General features: G+C 71.2%; 17 protein-coding genes and 1 pseudogene. 9 read left to right on the top strand and 9 right to left on the bottom strand.

The window, feature by feature from the left end:
• Positions 1-12: 12 nt before the first annotated feature.
• Positions 13-957 (top strand): LysR family transcriptional regulator, encoded by a 945-nt coding sequence (locus ACIQ7Q_RS23165; protein WP_403865238.1) that lies wholly within the window; start codon positions 13-15, stop codon positions 955-957.
• Positions 958-1,004: 47 nt separating this feature from the next.
• On the opposite strand, the gene ACIQ7Q_RS23160 is transcribed toward ACIQ7Q_RS23165, so the two are convergent.
• Positions 1,005-1,310 (bottom strand): TnsA-like heteromeric transposase endonuclease subunit, encoded by a 306-nt coding sequence (locus tag ACIQ7Q_RS23160; protein ID WP_403865236.1) that lies wholly within the window; start codon positions 1,308-1,310, stop codon positions 1,005-1,007.
• An 807-nt stretch (positions 1,311-2,117) separates the two neighbouring features.
• On the opposite strand from ACIQ7Q_RS23160, the gene ACIQ7Q_RS23155 reads away from it, so the two are divergent.
• Complete coding sequence (locus ACIQ7Q_RS23155) at positions 2,118-3,104, top strand: GNAT family N-acetyltransferase (RefSeq protein WP_403865233.1); 987 nt, start codon at positions 2,118-2,120, stop codon at positions 3,102-3,104.
• An 825-nt stretch (positions 3,105-3,929) separates the two neighbouring features.
• Here the strand turns inward: ACIQ7Q_RS23155 and ACIQ7Q_RS23150 are convergent.
• Positions 3,930-4,514 (bottom strand): hypothetical protein, encoded by a 585-nt coding sequence (locus tag ACIQ7Q_RS23150; RefSeq protein ID WP_403865230.1) that lies wholly within the window; start codon positions 4,512-4,514, stop codon positions 3,930-3,932.
• A 130-nt stretch (positions 4,515-4,644) separates the two neighbouring features.
• On the opposite strand from ACIQ7Q_RS23150, the gene ACIQ7Q_RS23145 reads away from it, so the two are divergent.
• The gene (locus ACIQ7Q_RS23145; protein ID WP_403865227.1) at positions 4,645-4,794 is read left to right on the top strand and encodes a hypothetical protein; all 150 of its coding nucleotides are present in this window, start codon (positions 4,645-4,647) and stop codon (positions 4,792-4,794) included.
• Positions 4,795-4,798: 4 nt separating this feature from the next.
• On the opposite strand, the gene ACIQ7Q_RS23140 is transcribed toward ACIQ7Q_RS23145, so the two are convergent.
• The 3 genes and pseudogenes from ACIQ7Q_RS23140 to ACIQ7Q_RS23130 form a co-directional block, all read right to left on the bottom strand.
• Positions 4,799-5,209: an arsenate reductase ArsC gene (locus ACIQ7Q_RS23140; protein ID WP_403865224.1), complete on the bottom strand. Its 411-nt coding sequence runs from the start codon at positions 5,207-5,209 to the stop codon at positions 4,799-4,801.
• Positions 5,210-5,305: 96 nt separating this feature from the next.
• Positions 5,306-5,858 (bottom strand): annotated as a pseudogene (locus tag ACIQ7Q_RS23135) (aquaporin); the annotation flags it as partial.
• Positions 5,855-6,232: an ArsR/SmtB family transcription factor gene (locus ACIQ7Q_RS23130; RefSeq protein WP_403865221.1), complete on the bottom strand. Its 378-nt coding sequence runs from the start codon at positions 6,230-6,232 to the stop codon at positions 5,855-5,857. The pseudogene ACIQ7Q_RS23135 and the gene ACIQ7Q_RS23130, both read right to left, overlap by 4 nt.
• Positions 6,233-6,344: 112 nt before the next feature.
• Here ACIQ7Q_RS23130 and arsM point away from each other — a divergent pair, with 112 nt between their 5' ends.
• From arsM to ACIQ7Q_RS23115, 3 genes are all read left to right on the top strand, one after another.
• A complete protein-coding gene (gene arsM, locus ACIQ7Q_RS23125; protein WP_403865218.1) occupies positions 6,345-7,226 on the top strand; it encodes an arsenite methyltransferase in 882 nt (293 codons plus the stop codon).
• Positions 7,227-7,307: 81 nt separating this feature from the next.
• A complete protein-coding gene (locus tag ACIQ7Q_RS23120) occupies positions 7,308-7,631 on the top strand; it encodes a hypothetical protein (RefSeq protein WP_403865216.1) in 324 nt (107 codons plus the stop codon).
• Between the two features lie 358 nt (positions 7,632-7,989).
• Positions 7,990-8,892 (top strand): hypothetical protein, encoded by a 903-nt coding sequence (locus tag ACIQ7Q_RS23115; protein WP_403865213.1) that lies wholly within the window; start codon positions 7,990-7,992, stop codon positions 8,890-8,892.
• Between the two features lie 19 nt (positions 8,893-8,911).
• Here the strand turns inward: ACIQ7Q_RS23115 and ACIQ7Q_RS23110 are convergent, their stop codons facing one another.
• Positions 8,912-12,775 carry a WD40 repeat domain-containing protein gene (locus ACIQ7Q_RS23110; protein ID WP_403865210.1) on the bottom strand — a complete coding sequence of 1,288 codons (3,864 nt, stop codon included), beginning with the start codon at positions 12,773-12,775 and terminating at the stop codon, positions 8,912-8,914.
• Between the two features lie 344 nt (positions 12,776-13,119).
• Between ACIQ7Q_RS23110 and ACIQ7Q_RS23105 the strand changes: the two genes are divergently transcribed.
• From ACIQ7Q_RS23105 to ACIQ7Q_RS23095, 3 genes are read left to right on the top strand one after another with little or no spacing between them, the layout of a single operon-like run.
• The gene (locus ACIQ7Q_RS23105; protein ID WP_403865207.1) at positions 13,120-13,968 is read left to right on the top strand and encodes a glycoside hydrolase family 16 protein; all 849 of its coding nucleotides are present in this window, start codon (positions 13,120-13,122) and stop codon (positions 13,966-13,968) included.
• 5 nt (positions 13,969-13,973) lie between these two features.
• Positions 13,974-14,465, top strand: a complete 492-nt coding sequence (locus ACIQ7Q_RS23100; RefSeq protein WP_403865204.1) for a hypothetical protein — start codon at positions 13,974-13,976, stop codon at positions 14,463-14,465.
• Between the two features lie 6 nt (positions 14,466-14,471).
• Positions 14,472-15,929: a hypothetical protein gene (locus ACIQ7Q_RS23095; RefSeq protein ID WP_403865201.1), complete on the top strand. Its 1,458-nt coding sequence runs from the start codon at positions 14,472-14,474 to the stop codon at positions 15,927-15,929.
• Between the two features lie 43 nt (positions 15,930-15,972).
• Here the strand turns inward: ACIQ7Q_RS23095 and ACIQ7Q_RS23090 are convergent, their stop codons facing one another.
• From ACIQ7Q_RS23090 to ACIQ7Q_RS23080, 3 genes are all read right to left on the bottom strand, one after another.
• Positions 15,973-17,013: a zinc-dependent alcohol dehydrogenase family protein gene (locus ACIQ7Q_RS23090; RefSeq protein WP_403865198.1), complete on the bottom strand. Its 1,041-nt coding sequence runs from the start codon at positions 17,011-17,013 to the stop codon at positions 15,973-15,975.
• Positions 17,014-17,030: 17 nt separating this feature from the next.
• Positions 17,031-18,365 (bottom strand): amino acid permease, encoded by a 1,335-nt coding sequence (locus tag ACIQ7Q_RS23085; protein WP_403865195.1) that lies wholly within the window; start codon positions 18,363-18,365, stop codon positions 17,031-17,033.
• 84 nt (positions 18,366-18,449) lie between these two features.
• Complete coding sequence (locus ACIQ7Q_RS23080) at positions 18,450-20,594, bottom strand: phage holin family protein (protein ID WP_403865193.1); 2,145 nt, start codon at positions 20,592-20,594, stop codon at positions 18,450-18,452.
• Positions 20,595-20,647 lie beyond the last annotated feature (53 nt).

Below are 20,647 nucleotides of genomic sequence, written 5' to 3'. Positions count from 1 at the left end.
ATGGTGGAAGCCATGGATCTCGACGTGGCACAGGTACGCGCCTTCGTGCGAGCCGCCGAGCAACTGCACTTCGGGCGAGCAGCAGGGACGCTCGCCATCTCCCAGCAGGCGCTGTCCAAGAGGATCGCGAGGCTGGAATCCCTGCTCGGCACCGAACTGTTCCAGCGCGCCGGCAACGGGGTACGCCTCAGCGAGGCCGGACAGCGTTTCCTTCCGCCGGCCCGGCAGACCCTGGCCGCCGCCGACGCCGCGGTCGCGGCGGCAGTCGGCAAGCACCGTCCACTGCGCGTCGATGTCTGGGGGCACCTCTACGCACCGATGCGGACACTGGCCCAGGTCGCCGGAGAAGCCGGGGACCTGACGCTGGGGCACGGGCGCGACCTGCCGTCAGTGACAGCGGCACTGCTGCACGGCGACATCGACGCGGCCTTCGGCCGGGTCCACCCCCCGCTGCGCTCCGGCCTTGCACACCGCCTCGTCCGCCTCGAGCCGGTGGACGCCGTACTGAGTACGGACCATCCACTCGCAGCCGAACCAGCACTGCGACCCGACCAGTTGAGCGACAGCGTGCTGTGGGCACCCAGTCAGCTGGACCGGCTCGACTTCCTGCACCGGTTCGCCGACCGATTCGACATCCGAGACACAGCCACGAGCGTCAACCTGGGCCTCGCCCACTTCCTCGCCGAGGTGGCGCAAGACCCGCGACGCTTCTCGCTGCTGCCCGCCGACGCGCCGCTGCCAGAGATCCCGGGGCTGCGCTCCGTCCCGCTGGTCAACCCCACGCCGCTGTACGCTTGGTCGCTGTTGTGGTGCGCTGGCAACGCACACCCGGGACTGAGCGACCTCGCAGCCGTCTGCGCCACCGCAGCAGGGCAACGCCGTTGGCTGGAGTACGACCCGGCTCGCGACTGGCTGCCCGAACCGCCCGCGAACCGCGCCGCCGGCAAGGAGCATTGAGCAGTACTGCCTCAAGCGCGCCGTCTCCCACCGTGCGCAAACTTGGATCAAACCGGATAGAGCTGCACGACCGATGAACAGCCGACCGCCGAACAGGCCCGCTCGGTCGCGGCGAACGCCTCCGCGGTCCGCTCGTCGACCTGATCCTCGGCACGGACACCCACCACCCGAGCGCGGCCGTCGGCCAGCCGTATGAAGTAGTCAGGCGCGTGCCGTCGCCGCACTTCGCCTTCGCGCCAGTTCAGCCAGAACGGCTGGGAGGCGATCCCCACCACGTCCGGGGCGGAGTCCAGCAGTATTAGCCGATCCCGCTCCAGCCACGACTCGTGGCCCACATGGCCACCGGTGGTCACCGCGTAGTATCAACCCGGGAAGCTGCGGTCGCCCTCGTTCCAGCGGAACCCCCGTGCGGGAGGCGCGTCCTCGAATCGGACGTTCCACCCGGCACCTAACGTGGTACGACGACGTTGGCTGCCGTGGAAGAAGTCCAAGTCGAAGGCGCCGAGTACGGGATCGCCGTACGCGTGTAACGGTTCCCCCACCGTCTCCCCAGACAGCCAGATCTCAACGGCCACTCAACCTTCGCTGAGAAAACCCAGCGGTCACCAACCTTCGGTGACGATGCTCAACCTTCGCTGCGAGAGGTCAGCAGCGGTCGCCGGGCTCGCTGACTCTGACCCGCGCATTCCGTCACTTCGGGGCGCATTTCGTCGATACCCCTATGAGGGGCGAAGCATCTTCAGGCCGAGCTGCCTCCGGCGCTCCCTGACTGACCCGATCACCGCACCATTGGGACGCGGCGGAGTTACATCGGCGGCGGGAGCCGGCGAGATCGCAGCTGTTCGCGTGGCGGGTCCCCCTGCGCCGGCGGTGCCCGCGGCCCGGGGCGTCGCCAGCCTGGCTTTGTTCACGGGTCCGAGAACGGACAGCACCCGTCGACTGACTCCCCGCCTGGGCAGAGGGTGGCCTTCCTGGGCCTCGGTACCCGTAGTAGCCGTTGTTCGACCGGTCGGTATTCGGCCTGGTGACTGCTGCAGTTCCCGGCGGACAGGCAAGGCAGACCGGCCGGGTCCTCGGTCCCTGGTATCGGTGGACCTTTCGCCTCGCCTGCGGCGCACGCACATGGTGCGATGAAACAGGGGGTCGGGAAGGAGAGAGCGATGATCCCACCGGCAGGGGAGCGCAAGAGTGGCACGGGCGGCCCTGTGTCGGTGCGCCCGCTGGGTGAGGCGGATCTGGATCGGGCCGACGAGATCTTCAGGGTCGCCTTCGGGACGTTCTTCGGGGCTCCTGAGCCGAAGACGTTCTTTGGGACCGCCGACTACGTCCGTACTCGCTGGGCGGCCGATCCACAGGCGGCCTTCGCAGCGACGGTCGAGGGCGAAGTCGTTGCATCGAACTTCGCCGTCAACTGGGGCAGCGTCGGGTACTTCGGTCCGCTGACCGTGCGTCCGGACCTGTGGGACCAGGGCGTCGGCAGGCGCCTCATGGAGCCGGTCATGGACTGCTTCGACACCTGGGAGAACCGCCACCTGGGCCTGTTCACCTTCTCGCACAGTCCCAAGCACCTTGAGCTCTACCGCCGTTACGGTTTCTGGCCCCGATTCCTCACAGCCATCATGAAGAAGCAGGTGGTGGCAGGCAGCGCCGCAGTCCCCGGCCGAGTGCTGTACAGCCAGCTGCCCGCCGCCGAGCAGCCCGACGCCCTGAGCCTTTGTCGCGCACTGACCGGGGCCGTGTACGAGGGCCTGAGCCTGGAACGCGAGATCGTGGCCACGCACGCGCAGGGACTCGGTGACACCATTCTGCTCCAGGGCGCCGGCTCCGAGCTCGATGGCTTGGCCGTCTGCCATTGCGGAGCCGGGTCGGAGGCCGGCGAGGACGTGTGTTTCGTCAAGTTCGGCGCCGTGCGCCCTGGCCCGGAGGCGGCCGACCGGTTCGAACGACTGCTTGGCGCGTGCGAGCAGCTGGCCGCCGAGCGCGGACTGGCTCAACTGGACGCCGGGGTGAACCTGGGCCGCCCGGATGCCTACCGTCGAATGGTCGACCGCGGTTTCCGCACCTGGTTGCAGGGCGTGACCATGCACAGGCCCAACGAACCCTGCTACAGCCACCCCGACGCCTACGTGATCGACGACTGGCGCTGAGACCCCGCCACACTCGGCCCGCGAGGAAGGCCCGGTGCTGCCCGAGCCCATGAACATTCCGCGTCGGCGCCGACGGCCAGACACCTCCCGGACCACTGTCGAAGTGCTGTCCCTTCTCATGGACAGAGCCAGGCGAAGGGGTCGGCCTCTTCCTGACCGCTCGCGCCAGCAAATTCCTTCGACGCGTGCTGCCCCGTCGAGCAGACACCGCTGTCTCAACTCAATGCAGCCCAAGAGGCCTCTGGCCGATCCATTCCGCGTCCTGTCACAGCATGCGCAGGGCCCGCGCAGAGCTGCCTCGGCGGGCCACGGCGCAGCCAAGGACGCTTGGGAGGTACCTCCGGCGACCGCAACCATGCGCCCCCTCGGGGAGCTGCGCAGTAGCTGCTGTCGCTGGTCGTTGATGGTCGTGGGCCGCCTTCGGACGGCCCACAGACGGCCTGCCGTGAAGGGTGGCCCTGGGCACGGGCGGCGAGCAGGCCCGGTGATGGCGGTGACGTAGGCGTGCGCGGTGCCGAAGGATTTCCCGAAACCGGTTCAAATCCTCGCGCGCTGTCGTAGCGGCGCGGGTACAAGAGCGACGGGCGCCCGCTTGGCTGGGCGGGAGTCTGCACCGCCTGTCACCTTCACTGGTGATGGGGTGAACCCCTATCATCTCGCTTCCTTCGCACAGTGAGCTGAGAAAACTCGCATTACCTTTTGTCGTCGGGTCGGGCCACACCCATGCTGTGGTTTGCGCCAGCCGCTATAGCGTCCGCGTAGTGGTTACGGGAGGGGAGCCCCGGTCACGCCCCAGGTAATGACGCCCTGATTCGAACGAAGCGCCTAGCCGACGGGGCCCGACCGGGCCCGGGCCCGGTCGCGGAACCACGCACCCGCTCCCACCAGAACCGCCATCCCCACTCCGTACAGGGGCAGCCACAGGGTCGTCGTGGCTGCCAGGCACTCGGCAATGGCCTCACGGGCCTGGTCCCCCTGCGCGAACGCCACGGCCGCGCTGTCACTGCCGGCCAGGTTCCCCAGCGCGGCCTCCACCTTGAGAGCCTCGTACCTGCCCATCAGCAGGCACTCCCTGCGCGTGCCCCGCATCGGGAACAACCAGGCCCAGCGCTGCAGGAGGGGGGCGAGCGCGATGGCCACGCACAGGCCGACGATCAGCGCGTACGCGACCAGGCCGCGCATGTACGCCGAGCGGATGTCCGGCGTCCACTCCGCCCTTTGCTGGAAGGCGAGCATCACCGCAAGGAGCGTCACCCCGATGAACGTGGCGAACCACTGCCACGAGCCCTGGGCGAGCGCGAACGTCAGCACCGCGGCGAGCCCGATGCCGATGACGCCGGGTCCGGGAATGCCATCGCCCGCTGCGGCGGACGCCGGCCTCGGGGTCACTCGGGAGCTGAGATCACTCACAGGCCTCTCCTGCAGGGGGAGACATCAGCATGCGCCGCGGGGCACCGCGGCCCTGGGCCGCCATGCCGTACGCGCCCGGCGCCCCGCCCGGATGGCCCGCCCCTGGCCGGCCTCCGCCGTGGTGATCAGCGTGACGGATGCCGTCGTCGCGGTCCTCGAGCTCGGCGCCGCGATCCGCTCGCCGGCGCGCCGCGGCCGGATGCTCACCTCGGCCTGGGCCGCAGCCGTCTCGCTGACCGTTCACATCGCCGGCAGGGAATGTCGAGGCCGTCGTCACTAACGTGTCAGGCGGTCAATTCGCCCAGCAGTCCTCGGATGCGGGCCTCGATCTGGTCCCGGATCGGACGGATGGCCTCAAGGCCCTGCGCAGCGGGGTCGTCGAGCTTCCAGTCGAGGTACCGCTTGCCGGGAAAAACAGGGCAGGCATCCCCGCAGCCCATGGTGATCACGACCTCGGACGCCTGGACGGCCTCGACGGTCAGGACCTTCGGGGTCTCGGCGGAGACGTCGATCCCCACCTCGGCCATCGCTTCGACGACGGCCGGGTTCACGGCATCGGCCGGAGCCGAGCCGGCCGAGCGGACCTCGACGCGGCCATCGCCGAGGTGGGTGAGGAACGCGGCGGCCATTTGTGAACGGCCGGCGTTGTGGACGCAGACGAACAGCACGGACGGACGCGAGGAGGGCGGTTTCACGGCAGGAGTCTCCAGAACGGTTCAGCGGGCGGGGACAGCGGCGAGAGGAGCCGCCGATTCGGCGGCTGCCCCGGGCGCGGGCGGGCCGAAGACCAGGATGAGCAGGGCCAGACCGACGGCGGCGGTGGAGGAGGTGAACCAGTAGGCCGCTCCGATGAAGGCAGCCACCACGGCAGGAGCGAGGTTCACCCGGCCGGCCCGGGCCGAAGACCACCAGCATCAGTCCAGCCGTCGCAACCACCTCGCCGAGCCACAGATGTGACGCGGAGCGGTCATGGCCCGAGAAGGCCACCAGTGGTTGGCCGAACATCGCGTTCGCCAGCGCCGACCCAGTGATCGCGCCGAAGATTTGGGCGGGCACATAAGCCGCCGCTTCCCGCAGTGAGGGCCCCTCGCCCGAGCGGCGGCCGCTGATCCAGGCCGCGAGAGTGACCGGGTTGAAGTGGGCTCCGGAGACCGGCCCGAACACCGCGATCAGCACCCCCAGCCCGAATACCGTTGCCAGGCAGTTGGCCATCAGTTGCACGCCGACGTCCTTCGACAGCTCGGTGGCCTGGATGCCGGAGCCGACCACGACCGCGACGAGCGCCGCTGTTCCGACGGCTTCCGCGGCCACACGCCGACCCAGCGGAAGAGGACGGCCGCTCATGTGGTCACCCCGGTCGTCCGCGGAACGTTCAGGACGGCGGCCAGCCGCTCCAGGGCCGCAGGCAGCACCCAGTAGTAGACCCAGGTCCCTCGGCGTTCGCAGTCGACGAGGCCGGCCTGCCTCAGCAGCTTGAGGTGGTGAGAGATCGTCGGCTGGGACAGCTCGAAGGCCGGGGTCAGCTCACACACGCAGACCTCGCCCCCGTCCCGGGACGCGATCATCGACAGCAGCCGCAGCCGGACCGGATCCCCCAGGGCCTTGAACACCTTCGCCAGTTCCACGGCCCGGTCCTCGTCCAGCGGCGCTGCCGCCAGTTGCCCACAGCAGGCGCCGTCGGCGGCCTGGTCGAGCACCACCAGCTCTTGTTTCGACATGCCCCTATGTTGACGTTCTTCGATTCAGGGCGCAAGGTTGTATCGAGAAACGTCAATACAAACTCATCTGCCGCCGCGCGGGCAGGGCCTTCAACCGCTGGGAGTCATCGTCATGAGCGAGCATTCCACCGACCTTCGTGAGACCGTCCGCCGCCGCTATGCCGCGGCGGCCGCCCAGGTCACCGAGGGCGGCACCGCCTGCTGCGGGCCGCAGGCCGTCGAGGTCGACGACAACTTCGGCGGCGCCCTCTATGCCGCCGGCGAGCGCGAGGCGCTGCCTGCCGAGGCCGTCGCCGCCTCCCTCGGCTGCGGGAACCCCACCGCGGTCGCCGAGCTGAACGAGGGCGAGCGTGTTCTCGACCTGGGATCCGGCGGAGGCATCGACGTTCTTCTCTCCGCCCGACGGGTCGGTCCCACCGGCAGGGCATACGGCCTGGACATGACCGAGGAGATGTTGACCCTGGCCCTCGCCAACGCGGCGAAGGCAGGCGCCACCAACGTCGAGTTCCTCAAGGGCACCATCGAGGCCATCCCGTTGCCTGCGAACACCATCGACGTCGTGATCTCGAACTGCGTGATCAACCTGTCCACCGACAAGCCTGCCGTCTTCGCCGAGACATTCCGCGTCCTGAAGCCCGGGGGCCGCATCGGCGTCTCCGACGTCGTCGCCGACGACACACTCACCGCCGGGCAGCGGGCCGAGCGCGGGGACTATGTCGGCTGCATCGCCGGCGCCCTCTCCTTCGCCGAGTACAGCCACGGCCTCCGGTCCGCGGGTTTCACCGACATCAAGATCACCCCGACCCACTCGGTCGCCGACAGCATGCACTCCGCCATCGTTCGAGCGGTCAAGCCTGTCGGGGCGTCCGCCTCCGCCACCCGGGACGCGTGCTGCGAGGTCACCGCCTGCTGCACCCAGGCCGAGGAAGTGACCGACCCGGACACCACCGTCAGTGAGGGCAAGGCAACAGCCGGCTGCTCTTGTGGGCGCTGAACACTCGCCGGAGCAACCAATGATCAGGGTTCGGCGTCATCCCAGAAGGCAACGGACCTTGATCATGCACACGGGGGAATCATGCGGGAGCAGACAACGGCACACGCCGAAGATCAGACGGAGGCACAGGTCCAGGACCAGCCCGAGGCATCGGTGTTCTCCTCGACCCTGTCGCTGCTGCTCATCGGACCCGCACTCCTCCTACTGCGCTTCTGGGGCGAGGTCACCTGGGTCTACTGGGCCGCCGCCACCCTCGGCGTGACCGGTGCCGTCATCGCGGTTTTCGAGTTCGTCGCCGCGATCCGCTCGCTGCTGCGCCGCAGCCGGATGCTCGCCTCGGTCTTCGCCGCAGCCGTAATGGCTGCGGGGGTCTTCATGCTCGGTGTCCGGCTGAGCGGGAGCTGATGTCCCGAAGTGCTCAGCCGGGTGCGCACGAGCGGTGCAGCGTGACCCGCGAGGGGCTTCTGGAACGGATGCGGTGCCGGATGTCATGGGCGGAGACGTCCACGACGAGCTGTCGGCGGTCCGGGACACGGTTTCGCAGATCACCGGCTCCCCGGCCGGACCGTTCCGGCAATGGGCCGCCGAGAACGCCGACCGATTCCGCCGGAACACCGCGGCCCGAGCACGTTCACCCACGCCACCGGGCGTTGTTCACGGCTGCGGACCGGGTGACCGAACAAACCGTGGCGCGCTGAACTGGTCCTACGGTGCCGGCGTCGGCCCGCGAAGAAGGGGTCACAGCGCGGAGAGGGGTTGTTGGATGTTCAAGAGGAGGAGCGTCGCCGTGGTGGCCGCCGGGCTGGTACTGGCCGTCGGCGGCTGCGCGGGCGGGGGCGGGGCGGACGAGAAGGCGGACGCGTCGGGCAAGGAGTCGGCCGAGCCGACGCCGGCACGGACGCCGTCCCAGGAACTGGTGAAGTGGGTCGGTGAGATGTGCGTGTCGACGAGCGCGCTCGAGGACCTTCGGACGGACAGCGCGGCGGATCTGAAGGAGATCCGGAACCCGGACGAGGTCGGTCCGTCCGCCCAACTCCTCGCCGTCAGCTACCTCGCCCGGACACCGCCGGCGGTGGATGACGTGGAGAGCGGTCTGACGGAACTCGCCCCGTCGGGCGTTCCCGCGGCCGACCGGCTGCACGACGCCTTGCTGAAGAAGGTGCAGGGCGTCGCGGCCGAACTCGACGAGGTGTCCCCGACCGCGGCCATGGATGACGCCGAGGGCAGTGCCGCGGAGGTCGACAGGCTCGTCCAGTCCCTCACACCGCCTGAGCCCGACCTGTCGGCGCTGACGAAGAAGGATCCGCAGCTCACGGCCGCGTACAAGCGCGCCGAGCAGTGCGCGCCGGGCTGGACGCCCGACGAGGACACGGCCTCGCCCGCGCCCGACCCCACCGGCCCGCTGCCCAAGGCGGCGGACGGCAGGAACGTCGCCGCGTGCTCGGACGGCGAGTGCGAGGTACTGGTGACCTCCACGGCGGACATCACGGCGAACAACGTGAACGTGCATGTCTCCGTGGGCGACGACTTCGTCACCTTCCAGACGGCGGGCACCCTGATGCAGCTCGGTGGCGCGGGCGGTGAGGCCGGGTTCGGCGACGATCTGAAGGCGACCGTCGTCGCGCACGACAAGGACGGCGCCGTGCTGAAGTTCACCACCCCCTGAGTCGGCGTGAACACCCCTCCTAGCGCCCCTCGCACACGTCCTGGTACCCGAGCTGCGGCAGGTGCTCCTCCCATTCGGCGCGGGTGAGGACGCCGCCGGTACGATCGCAGACGTGGGCTGCCGCGCGGTCCGCGTCCAGGGTCCACACCCGGGCCGTCAGGTCGTAGCCCACGGAGGCGAGGGTGTCGCCGTCCGGGCTGAACGCCACGGAGGTGACGGTGTCGACATGGCCGGTGAGTTCCTGGCCGTAGGGCTCGGCGCGGGCCGGGTCGGTCACGTCCCACAGGCGGACCGTGTGGTCGCCGCTGCCGGTCGCCAGCGTCCTGCCGTCCGGGGCGAAGACCAACGCCCTGACCGCCCCGCGGTGCTCCGCCAGCTCCTCCCCCAGCGGACGGGCGCGGTCCGGCCGTCGCACGTCCCACAGCCGGGCCGTACGGTCGTCGCTGCCGGTCGCCAGGGTCTTCCCGTCCGGGGCGAAGGCCACCGCGTTGACCTGCTCGTCGTGCCGAGTGAGGGCGTCACCCGCGGGCCGTGCCCGGGTCCCGTCGCCCGCGCCGGCCACGTGCCACAGCCGTGCCGTGCCGTCCTCGGCGCCGGTGGCGAGGAGACGGCCGTCGGGGCTGAAGGCCACGGAGGCGATGAAGTCCGTATGGCCGCGCAGCGGTTCACCGAGCGGCCGTAGGCGGTCCGGTCGGCGTACGTCCCACAGCCGCGCCGTGTCGTCCTCGCCGCCGGTGGCCAGCGTGCGGCCGTCGGGGGAGAACGCGACCGTGAGGACGCCGTCGTCGTGCGCGCGCAGCGGTTCGCCCAGCGGGGCGGGACGTTCGGGCGTGGAGACGTCCCACAGGCGTACGGTTCCGTCCCTCGAACCGCCGGCCAGCGTTCGGCCGTCCGGGGCGAACGCGACGGCCTGCACCGCTTCCTCGTGGCCGAGCGTCCGCGGGATCCGGCGCGGGTGGTCCGGTCGGCGTACGTCCCACAGCCGGATCAGCCCGTCATCGGTGCTGGCAACCGCGAGCAGGCGGCCGTCGGAGCTGAAGGCGACGGCGGTGAGCGGGTTGGTGAAGTCGGTGAGGACGGTCGGCGGCCGGTGCCACAGGAGGATGCTGCCGTCGGCGCCGACGCTGGTGAGGGTGCGGCCGTCCGGACTGAAGACCACCTCCCACACGGCCTCCGTATGGCCGGTCAGCGGCTCCCCGAGCTGCTGCGGGTAGGCGGGGTTGGCCACGTTCCACAGGAGGGGCCGGTCGTCCTCGCCCGCGGTCGCCAAAGTCTCGCCGTCGGGACTGAACGCCACCGACATGACGGGGGCGGTGTGCCCGGTGAGCGGTTCGCCCAGCGGCTGCACGCGGCCCGGGTCGGACGCGTCCCACAGCCGTACGGTCTCGTCGAAGCCGGCCGTCGCCAGCGTCTTGCCGTCCGGGGCGAAGGCCAGCGTCCAGACGGGAGCGGCGTGTTCACGCAGCGGCTTGCCGAGCGGTGCGATCCCGGTCCCGTCCTTCTCGCCGAACCGCCACATCCGTACGGTGCCGTCGTAGCCGGCCGTGGCCAGGGTCTCCCCGTCCGGGGCGAACGTGACGGCGCGGACACTGCGCGCGTCGGCCGCGGCCGGTTCGCCGATCGGCGCGGGGCGGGCCGGGTCGGTCACGTTCCACAACCGTACGGTGCCGTCGTCGCCGGCCGTGGCGAGCGTCCTGCCGTCGGGGGCGAACGCGGCGGAGACGACGTTCTCCTCGTCATGGCTCACGAGCGGCCGGCCGAGGGCTCGAGGACGCAATCGGTCGCGCATGTCCCACAGTTGGGCGCCGCCGCCCTTCCCGGTGGCCACCAGCAGCTCACCGTCCGACGGGGAGAAGGAGACCGCGCTGATTGGTCCTGTACGCAGGCGCAGCGGTTCGCCCAGCGGCCTGCCCGTGTCCGTGTCCCACAGCCGGACCGAGCCGTCATGGCCGCCGCTCGCGAGGGTGCGGCCGTCGGGCGCGTACGCCACGGAGCTGGCGATGCCGTCGTGGCCTTGCAGCCGGGTGGCCAGCATCCGCCCCGCGTCCGAGGCCAGCCGGGTCCGCAGGTCCGGGGTGGAGCGCATGCGGTACGCGGCCACGTCGAGCCGAGCGGCCACCCCGGCCCGGGTGTCGCGGACCCGGTCGGCCTCGGACGTGAGCCGGCCGAAGACGGCATCGTCCCGTTCGGCCTGCGCGGTGGCACGGGCCTGGAGCGCGACGACCGCGGTGCCGGTGGCGAGCAGGCTGAGCGCGGCGAGTACGGCCACGACCGCACGGCGCAGTAGCGCGGCGTGGCGCCGACGCCGGAGCGAGGTGGTGAGGAACTGCTGCTCCAGCGAGGTGAGTTCATTGCCGCGTCGGTCCTCCGGAGCCGCACGACGCGACCTCGCGGTGCCCCCAGGGGCAGCGTCCGGCGGGAAGGCGTCGCGGGCGGCGTCCAGACGCGAGCCCGCGTAGAGCGCGGCGTTCTCCCTGCCGAGTTCCTGCCAGGTGCGGGCGGCCTCGGAGAGCGAGCGGTGGACGCGCAGCCGGTCGCGTTCGGCGTCTATCCATTGGCGCAGTCGGGGCCAGGCGGTGATGAGGGCTTCGTGGGCAAGGTCGACAGTGCCGTCGTCGAAGGTGATGAGGCGGGCGCGGACCAGGCGTTCCAGTACCACTCCGGTGTCGGCGGGGCCACCGAAGTCGAGCTCCGCATGCTCGGTGGGGCGACGCGTGTCGGGTGTGCCGTCGCCGGGGGCGACGAGGCGGAGCAGAATGCGGCGGGCCAGCTCGGCCTGAGGCGCGGTGAGTTCGCGGTACACCTGTTCTGCCGTGCGGACGACGGCGCCGTGCAGCCCGCCGGCCGCCTCGTACGCGGTCACGGTCAGGGCGCGGCCGCTGCGGTGGCGCCAGGTCTCCAGCAGGGCGTGCGACATCATCGGCAGCCCGCCCGGTGCGCCCTCGACCTCGTCCAGGAGGCGCTCGGTCAGGGCGCGTTCGACGATCAGTCCGTCCGCGGCAGCCGGGCGGACGATGGCCTCCCGCAGCTCCGCGCGGCTCATCGGCCCGGCGAGCAGCGTGGCGTCCTGCAAGGATGCGGTGAGGCCTGCGTGTTCGGCGCAGCGGCCGAGGAAGTCGGCTCTCACCGCGAGCACCACGCGCAGACGGCTGTCGGCGTCGGTGGCGGCGACGAGGCGGTCGATGAAGGTGTCCCGCTCGGCCGGGTCGGCACCGAGGGTGTACACCTCCTCGAACTGGTCGACGATCAGCCAGGTGTCGGCGTCGGTGTCGGATACGGGTATGAGCCGGTCGGCGTGCGTACGCAGCGGGTCCGCTCCGGGCGTCAGGATCCGTACGGCCGCGGGAGCGGCGTCACGGTCCCCGCCGCCTTCGCCGGCACGCGGCGTCCGCAGCCGGGGGATCAGGCCGGCGCGCAGCAGCGAGGACTTGCCGCTGCCGGAGGGGCCGAAGACGGCGGTGAACCGGTGCTTGCGGTTCAGCTCGGTCAGCCGCTCCACGAGCCGTCCCCGACCGAAGAACAGTTCGGCGTCGCCCGGTTCGAACCGGGTCAGGCCGCGGTACGGCGGCCGGGAGGTCTCGTCGGCGGCGGCCTCGGCGGCCGACTCGGCCGACGCCTCACGCCAGCGCCGCTCCCACTCGATCACGTCGCCGCCGCATGCCTTCACGTAGGCGAGTGTCACCGCGCGGGTGGGCAAGTGCTTCCCGGCCGCCGCCTGCGACAGGGTCGTCACCCCGTACTGTGCCCGCTGGGCCATCGCCCGGTACGTGGGCTTCCCCGCGGACTCGCGCAGCGCGCGCAGGGCGGCCGCGAACCGCGGCACCGGTCCTGCCTCCGGGTCCAGCTCGCCTTCGGTGCGCCCCGGTCCTGGTTGTCCCGACACGTGCCCGCCCCATTCTCGTTCACCCAAGTCGCCGCCGGGCCATCACCCAGCGCGTGCACCCGGACGCCCACGGTAGGTAGTGGCGGGGAGGGCCGCAATCGAACTTCCGGTGTATCGGCAGGCGGGGCAGGGGAGTTCACTCGATCTCCACGCTTCCTCCCGACCAGTTCGTTCGGTTCGAGTTGTTCAGCGCCGGGAGAGGACCTGCTGAACAACGGTGTAGGGCGGTCGAATAGCCGAGGGACATGGCCGGGACGGGCCATGGCGCGGTCCGAGCCCGGCGAACGGGGGAGGGCTCGGACCGCCGCCCGTATCCGCACAGCGCGACAGGCTGAAGGAGAGTCATGTATGGACGACATCGCGCCCGGCAGCTCGCCGTGGGGTCGGGCGCGGCGGCACTCACGATGACGCTTACGGCGACCACGGTGAACGCCGCCCCCGACCGTCCGACGACCGCCGCCGAACGGTACGGCTGGGGCGACCCGCTGCCGGAGTGGTCGGACGAGTTCGACTACGGCTCCGAGGCCGAGCCCGCCGTACCGGACCGCGACAAGTGGCGCCTGGCGGGCGGCGGCCCCGGCAAGTGCTGGCCCGGCCACAGCGACAACGGCCGCCGCTGCGATGTCAACACGCGGGTCGTCGGCGACGTGCTGCGCATGACGGGCGAGGCGGACGGCGACACAGGCTGGCTCGCCTCGCCGCACGGCCGGCAGTACGGCCGGTGGGAGGCCCGCGTACGCTCACGGGCCACCGCCCCCGACAACGGGCGGCCGTACCATCCGCTGCTGATCCTGTGGCCGGACTCGGGCGAGCACCCTCAGGACGGCGAGTACGACTACCTGGAGAACGGCGCCCCGGGCGAGCAGTGCGCCGAGGCATTCCTGCACTACCCGCACCCCGAGGGTGTGCCCGTGCAGCAGGAGTTCGCGCGGAAGTGCGGAGTGGACCTGTCGCAGTGGCACAACGTCGCCGTCGAGTGGACCCCGGCCCACCTGCGCGGCTTCATCGACGGCGAGGAGTGGTTCCGCTTCGCCGGGGGTGCGAACGCGGACCGGGACTGCATCCAGTGCGCCCCGTCCATGCACCAGACCATCCAGCTCGACAACTTCCATGGTGACGACCTGCAGAGCGCTGTCTACGAAGTGGACTGGGCCCGGGTCTATGACCTGCCGGACAACAAAAGCGTGAGGTGATCGCCATGCAGAGTTCTCCGTATCAGCCCGGTCCGTCCGGTCCGCCGGAGACGTCCGAGCCGGCTCGCATGCCCGGGGCCCTCATCTTCGTCCTCGTGGTGGTCGCCGCCCACGCGGTGGGCACGGTCTTCGGCGGCTGGGCGATCCTCGAGGAGAACCAGAGCAAACAGGAGCACGGGCAGGACCTGCTCATGCCGATGGGCGTGGCCTGGTTCGTGGCGCTGTTCTGCTGGGGGCTGGCGGCGCTCCAGGTCGTCTGCGTCGTACTGGCTCGAAAGCGCCGCACCTGGGTCCGTGTGGTGCTCATCGTGTGCCTGGCCTTCGTGGCGTTCTCGACGGTCGTCGGTTTCCTCGGCTCGCTGGCCGCCGGGGCGCCCAGCCTCGCGGTGTTCGTGATCGCCGGCATCGATGTGGCGGCCCTGTGGGTGGTGTGCGGCGAGCGAGGCCGCCATTGGTTCTCCGTACGCGGCCCGGCACCCACTTCACCGCAGGGGTGATCACCCATGGACCACCCGACGTACGAACACGACCCGTACCGGCCGCCCGACGGGCCGCCGGGGGCCCCCGAGCCGCCCAGGGCACCGGCGCCGTGCGACCCGGTGGCGGCGGCACTCGGCAACGCCTCTCTGCTCGGCATCGGTTATCTGCTGCTGGGCCAGTGGCGGCTGGCCGCGCTCGCCGTGCTCGGCACGGCCGTGCTCCTCGACCTCACCGCCTCGGCCGCCGCGACCTGGTGCGAGCTTCTGCTGCTCCTGTGGTGGGCGGCCGGCATCACCCACGGTTGGTTCCTGGCACGCGGGCGCGCGGAGCACGCCGTACGACGCGGGCAGCGCGCGGGCGCGCTCACCGTCACGGTCACGGTGCTGCTCACCGCCGCGCTGCTGCGCGTCGACGCATACGGGATCGAGGACCGCGTGAACGAGGCCCGCGAGGGCGGCGACTGCGAGGCGGCCGTGGCCGCGCAGGAGGAGGTGTGGTTCGGCCACCGCCTGGCGGGCGCACCGGTGGTCGAACCCGGCGACGCGGTGGTGGAGGCGTGCCACCGGCTGGAGCGGGCCGCGTCCACGCTCGCCGACGCCGGATGGAACGGGAACACCGAAGACCTGGAGCGGGGCTTCGGCATCCTCGCCGGCGTCCTGAAGGAGCCCGGCAACGAGCAGACCGTCAAGGCTGTCCTGGACACCTTCCTCCGCGCTCTGCCCACCAAGGACTCCTGCGACACCGCCGACATCACCGGCTGGCTCCGCGACCGGGAGCCCTCCCGTGACGTACTGGACCGGTCCGCCGACACCGCGACGCGTACACATCCCGCCGCGCTGGTGGGCTGCGGCGACGATCTGATGGACGAGGACGACTGGCAGCAGGCGCGGGCGCACTACCAGCGCTTCCTCGACGTGTACCCGGACGACGCACGCTCGGGCGAGGCACGCGGCGGTGTGGAGAAGGCCACCCGCGCCATCGAACTGAACAAGGTACGCGGTCTGGTCGACGACACGATCGACGCGGAGTCCGGGTACTGCGACACGCCCGCCAAGTACAGCGGTGCCCCGCCGTACCGCAAGGGGGTCAACCGCGCGCTGTTCCTCGGCGACACCGAGTACACCGACCGGCTCCCCGGTGACTGGCGCACCGGCGACCCGGCCAAGGCCGCGCTCGTGGTCTGCGCGGACGCGGCCGAGAACGGAGCAGCCGTCGAGACGTGCTACTACGAGAACGACCTGTCCGAGTACCTCCCCCACTCAGTGACCTTCCACAAGGTCAAGATCCCGCTCAAGGTCTACGAACTGCGCACCGGCAAGCGCCTCGACGCGCGCGAGGTGCAGATCAGCGGCAAGAGCTGCCCGAGCGTCCTGTACTACGAGTACTACGGCCCGACCGCCCTCGGGCCGGGCGGCGAGGAGTTCGTCTCCACCGCCAAGTCCGACGTGCGGGACGCCTTCCGGTCGGTCGTCACACGGTGACCACGTCGTTGAGCCGCCGGCCCCGGCCCTCGGCCGGGGCCGGTCACGCGCCCGGCATGATCACGGTGACTCCGGTGCCGGTGGCCGCTCCGAGTGCCATCAGGGCGTCCGGCACCTCGTCGAGGCCGATCTCCTTCGTGACAAGAAGATCCGGCCGCAGCGCCCCGGAGGCGACCATGGCCATCATCTCGGGGTAGGCGTGCGCCGCCATGCCGTGGCTGCCGAGGATCTCCAACTCGAGTGCGACGACCCGGTCCATGGGCAGGTGGACGCCCGTCGGCAGGAGGCCGACCTGCACATGACGGCCCTGCCTGCGCAGGCACTGCACGGAGTTGACGCAGGTCACCGGCGCACCCAGGGCGTCCATGGAGAGATGGGCGCCGCCTTGCGTCGCATCGCGGATCGCCGCCGGGACTCCGCCTTCCGGGAGGGTGGAGGCGTCCACGCACAGCTCCGCGCCGAGCGTCCGGGCCAACTCGAGAGCCGTCGGCGAGACGTCGACGGCGACGACCCTGGCACCGCTCGCGGCGGCGATCGTCACGGCGGAGAGGCCCACTCCGCCACAGCCGTGGACGACGACCCACTCGCCCGGCCGCACCCGGCCCTGGCCGACGACGGCCCGGAACGCGGTGGCGAAGCGGCAGCCGAGGCTCGCGGCGGTGGAGAACGGCATCGTGTCCGGCAGCGCCACGAGGTTGGTGTCGGCGTGATGGACGGGAACGTACTCGGCGAACGAGCCCCAGTGGGTGAAGCCCGGTTGCTCCTGGCGTTCGCAGACCTGCTGCGCGCCGCGTGCGCACGCGGCGCACCGCCCGCAGGCGCAGATGAACGGCACGGTGACGCGCTCTCCCCCGCGCCAGGAGGTCACGCCCGCGCCCACCGCGTGGACCACGCCGGCGAGCTCGTGGCCGGGGACGTGCGGCGGTGTGATGTCGGCGTCGTGTCCCATCCAGCCGTGCCAGTCGCTTCGGCACAGGCCCGTGGCCTCGACCTTGATGACGACGCCGTCGCGGGACGGTTCCGGTTCCGGAATCTCCCGTATCCCGGGCCGCTTGCCGAACTCGTCGAACACCACCGCGCGCATGCGCCCATCTCCCTGTCCTAGTCGGCCGCCCTGATCTTGCGGGCCGACATCCAGGCGTACACCAGCACACCCGCGAAGAGGAAGAGCACGCCCTGGTAGACGGCTGCGTAGCCGGAGCCGGCGACCAGCCACATGGAGAAGGCGAAGGCGACGACCGCGAGGACCGAGTCGCGCACGAGGCGGCCGCGGTTCACCCGGTGGGTCTGGCCCGACACCAGGAAGAAGATCTGGGCGGCGCTTGCCAGCAGGTAGGGCACTGTGGCGGTGAAGGTGGTGACGAGAACGAGGATCTCGAACACGCCCTCGGTGCCCGCGGTGTAGTTGTAGACCGTCAGCAGCGAGGCGAGGACGACGGTGACGAGGACGCCGACGGTCGGCACTCCGCGCCGCTTGGTGGCGAAGACCTTCGGGAACAGCCCGTCCCTGGCCGCGGCGTACGGCGTCTGGGCGCTGAGCAGCGTCCAGCCGTTGAGCGCGCCGACCATGGAGACCAGGGCCGCGCAGGCGACGGCCGCGCCGCCCCAGGTGCCGCCGAACATGGCGTCGACGGCGTCGGTGAACGGAGCGGTGGAGCCCACCAGTTCGTCGTGGGGGACCGTGCCGAAGACGGAGAGGGTGCACAGGAGGTAGACGGCGGCGGCTCCGGCGGTGCCGAGGATGGTGGCCCTGCCGACGTTGCGTGCGGGGTCGCGTACCTCGCCGGCGCTGACGGCCGCGGACTCGACCCCGAGGTAGCTGAAGAGCAGGATCGCCGCCGACGCCGAGACGGCGCCCGCCACGCCGTGGTCACCGGCCTGGAAGGGCCCGAGGTTGTCAGCGTCGAAGAAGAACAGGCCGCCGACGGCGACGAGCATCAGCGGCAGGAACTTCAGGACCGTGGCGACGAGCTGGACAGCGCCGACGTAGCGGGTGCCGGCGAGGTTGGCGAACGCGGGCAGCCACTGCAGGACGAGCGCGGCGGCGATGGTGGCCGTCAGGGAGTCCTGCACGGGTATCAGTACGTCGAGGTAGCCGACGGCGGCGACGGCGAGCGCCGCGTTGGAGACCCAGGTGGTGATCCAGTACGACCAGGCGGCGAGGAAGCCTGCGAAGTCGCCGAACGCCTCGCGGGCATAGACGTAGGGGCCGCCGGTGTGCGGGTGCTTCTCGGCGAGCCGGCCGAAGACCAGGGCGAGCGCGATCGCCCCGACAGTGAGGACCACGAACGCGACGAGGCTGACGGTGCCGAACGGGGCGACGGAGGCGGGGAGCAGGAAGATGCCGCCGCCGATGATGTTGCCCATGACCAGAGCGGTGGCGATCGGCAGCCCGAACCTGCGGGCATGCCGGCTCTGTACTTCTTGCGTGGTCATGGGGGTGCGGCCTCTTCTGTCGTGCACGGCGGTGTCGGGGACCGGGACATGTTCCGGCACGGGAGAGGCTGTACAAAATCACATCTATTTGTCCGGCGTCGCGCCGCCCTCAATCGGAATTTCTTCTTCCGTTTCGCTCTCCGACCGGCAAACCTGCGTCGGCCGGGAAAGCCGCGCCGGACCGATCGGGACCTGCGGCCCGTCGCCCTCCCGCAACCAGCGCCTGAGCACCTGGTGCACCTGCTCCGCGCCGATCAGCTCGACACCGGGCCGGGTCGGCGGCGACAACTCGGACGGCGACAGCAGAAAGGCCTGCGACTGCTCGCCGCCGAGCCCCCCGTGCGACCCGATCTGCTCCTCGAAGGCATGCACCACACCGGTCCTCGGGTCGTGCATCGAGTTCACCATGATGTCCGCGGCATGCGGGAACGAGTCGGTACGGCGCACGGCTTCGGCCGCGCCCGGGCCGAAGCCAGCCAGCGGACCGTCGTCGTCCTTCAGCGCATCCACGGGTACCTCGGCGCCGTCCGCGCCGAGGACCACCGAGCCGTGCTCCTCGCTGCGCACCAGCAGGAATCCGATGCCCGGGTGATTGGCGAGAGTCGTCAGCAGAGCGGGGTGACGTCGGCCGATCTCCTCACGGCTCATGCGGTACGGCACGTCGGGGAAGGAGATCAGGGCCAGGTTCCCCGAGGCCAGCACGATCGGGTCGGACCCCGACGCCGGACGTTCCTCCTCGCCGGACGGGGCCGGCTGCCGGTGCAGCGCGGTCCGCAACGCGTCACGCGCCGCGTCGCGCGCCTCGGCGCCGCTCTTGGAACGCTCCGCCCTCCGCGGCACCGGCAGCCCGCACCCCGCGCGCACCAGGTCCTTCAGGGTCAGCCCGTACGCCCCCTCGAAGGTTTCGCCGGGGCTCTGGCCGTGATCGGACAGCAGCACGATCCGATAGGTGCGGGGCGCGTGCTCGGCGACCTTGGCGAGCAGCGCGATGGAGCGGTCCAGCCGCTCGAGCACCGCCTGCGCGTCCGCGCTGTGCGGCCCTGAGTGGTGCGCCACCTCGTCGTAGGCGACCAGGTCGGCGTAGACGGCTCTGCGCCCGGCGAGCATGTCCCCGATCACCGCGGCGACCACCACATCGCGTTCGACCACGGTCGCGAACGCCCGGATGAACGGGTAGAGCCCGCCACGGCCGACGCGCGGTGTGTCCCCGCGGAGCCTGGCACGGGTCGACTGCCCGATCTCGCGGCCCACTTCGGCGACGAAGGACACCGCGGTGCGCACCGCGTTCGCCGGATCGGAGAAGTACGCGAAGTAGCCCGCCCGTGAGCGGTTGGCCCTGCCGCGCCTCGCCGCCATCGAGAGCACCAGCGCCAGTTGGTCCGCACCACCGCTGAACAGGTTGCCCCGGCTCGCGCCGTCCAGCGTCAGCAGCCCGCCGTCGCCGGTGTGCTCGATGGCCCGCCGCTGCAGTTCCACCGCGCTCGCCGGCCGGTTGCTCACCATGATCCGGCGGCTGTCCTTCTCGTACCAGCGAAAGGCCGGCACATCGTGGTTGGAGCCGTGCAGGATGCCGAGCTGGCTGGCGCCGGTCTGGCTCGACCAGTCCGTGCGCCACGCGGTCAGCCGGTGTGTGACGCCGGTCCAGCCGGCGACGGTCGGCATCACGCCGCTTTCCGCGGCGCTGCGCAGCACCTCGTGGCCGACGCCGTCGAGCTGCAGGAACAGCGTGCCGGGCGGGCCCGACCTGCCCTCCGGGGATGCCGAACCGCGGCCGCGCCGGTGGGCGAGCCGGTAGAGCCGGCGCCGGTAGGCGTTGTCGTCGCGGACGGCGAGGGCGGTGGAGGTCGCGGAGGCGACCGCGGACATCACAGCGGCGACGACAACCGCGGTCTCCGGGTTGGCGGTGCCGCGGTCGTCGGGGATCAGCCACAAGGCGATCAGCAGCAGCGAGCCGTTGAGGAAGAACACCAGCAGGCCGAGCACCAGGGCAGGCACGAGCAGCAGGGCCCGTACGACGACGGGCCACACCAGGCCGGTGAGGAGACCGAACGCGCCCGCGCCCCATACGGCCGTGATCGCGGTCCGCGTGATGCTGTCGCCGTCGCCGGACTGGAGCCGGAAGTCGGGCAGCAGCCCGGCGAGCGCCAGCATCGTCAGGGTCGACACCGCCCACACCACGACCACACGCACCAGGGCACTGCCGGCCGTACGCCACCGCCCTTGGACCACGCCCGTTCACCTCACCCCTGGAGCAGGCCTCCAGCGTGGCACAGACCGGGATG

This window comes from Streptomyces sp. NPDC096176 (genome assembly GCF_044763255.1).
Lineage (GTDB): Bacteria > Actinomycetota > Actinomycetes > Streptomycetales > Streptomycetaceae > Streptomyces.
The sequence above is the reverse complement of the archived record's forward strand: the minus strand, read 5'-3'. Positions and strand labels throughout refer to the sequence as shown.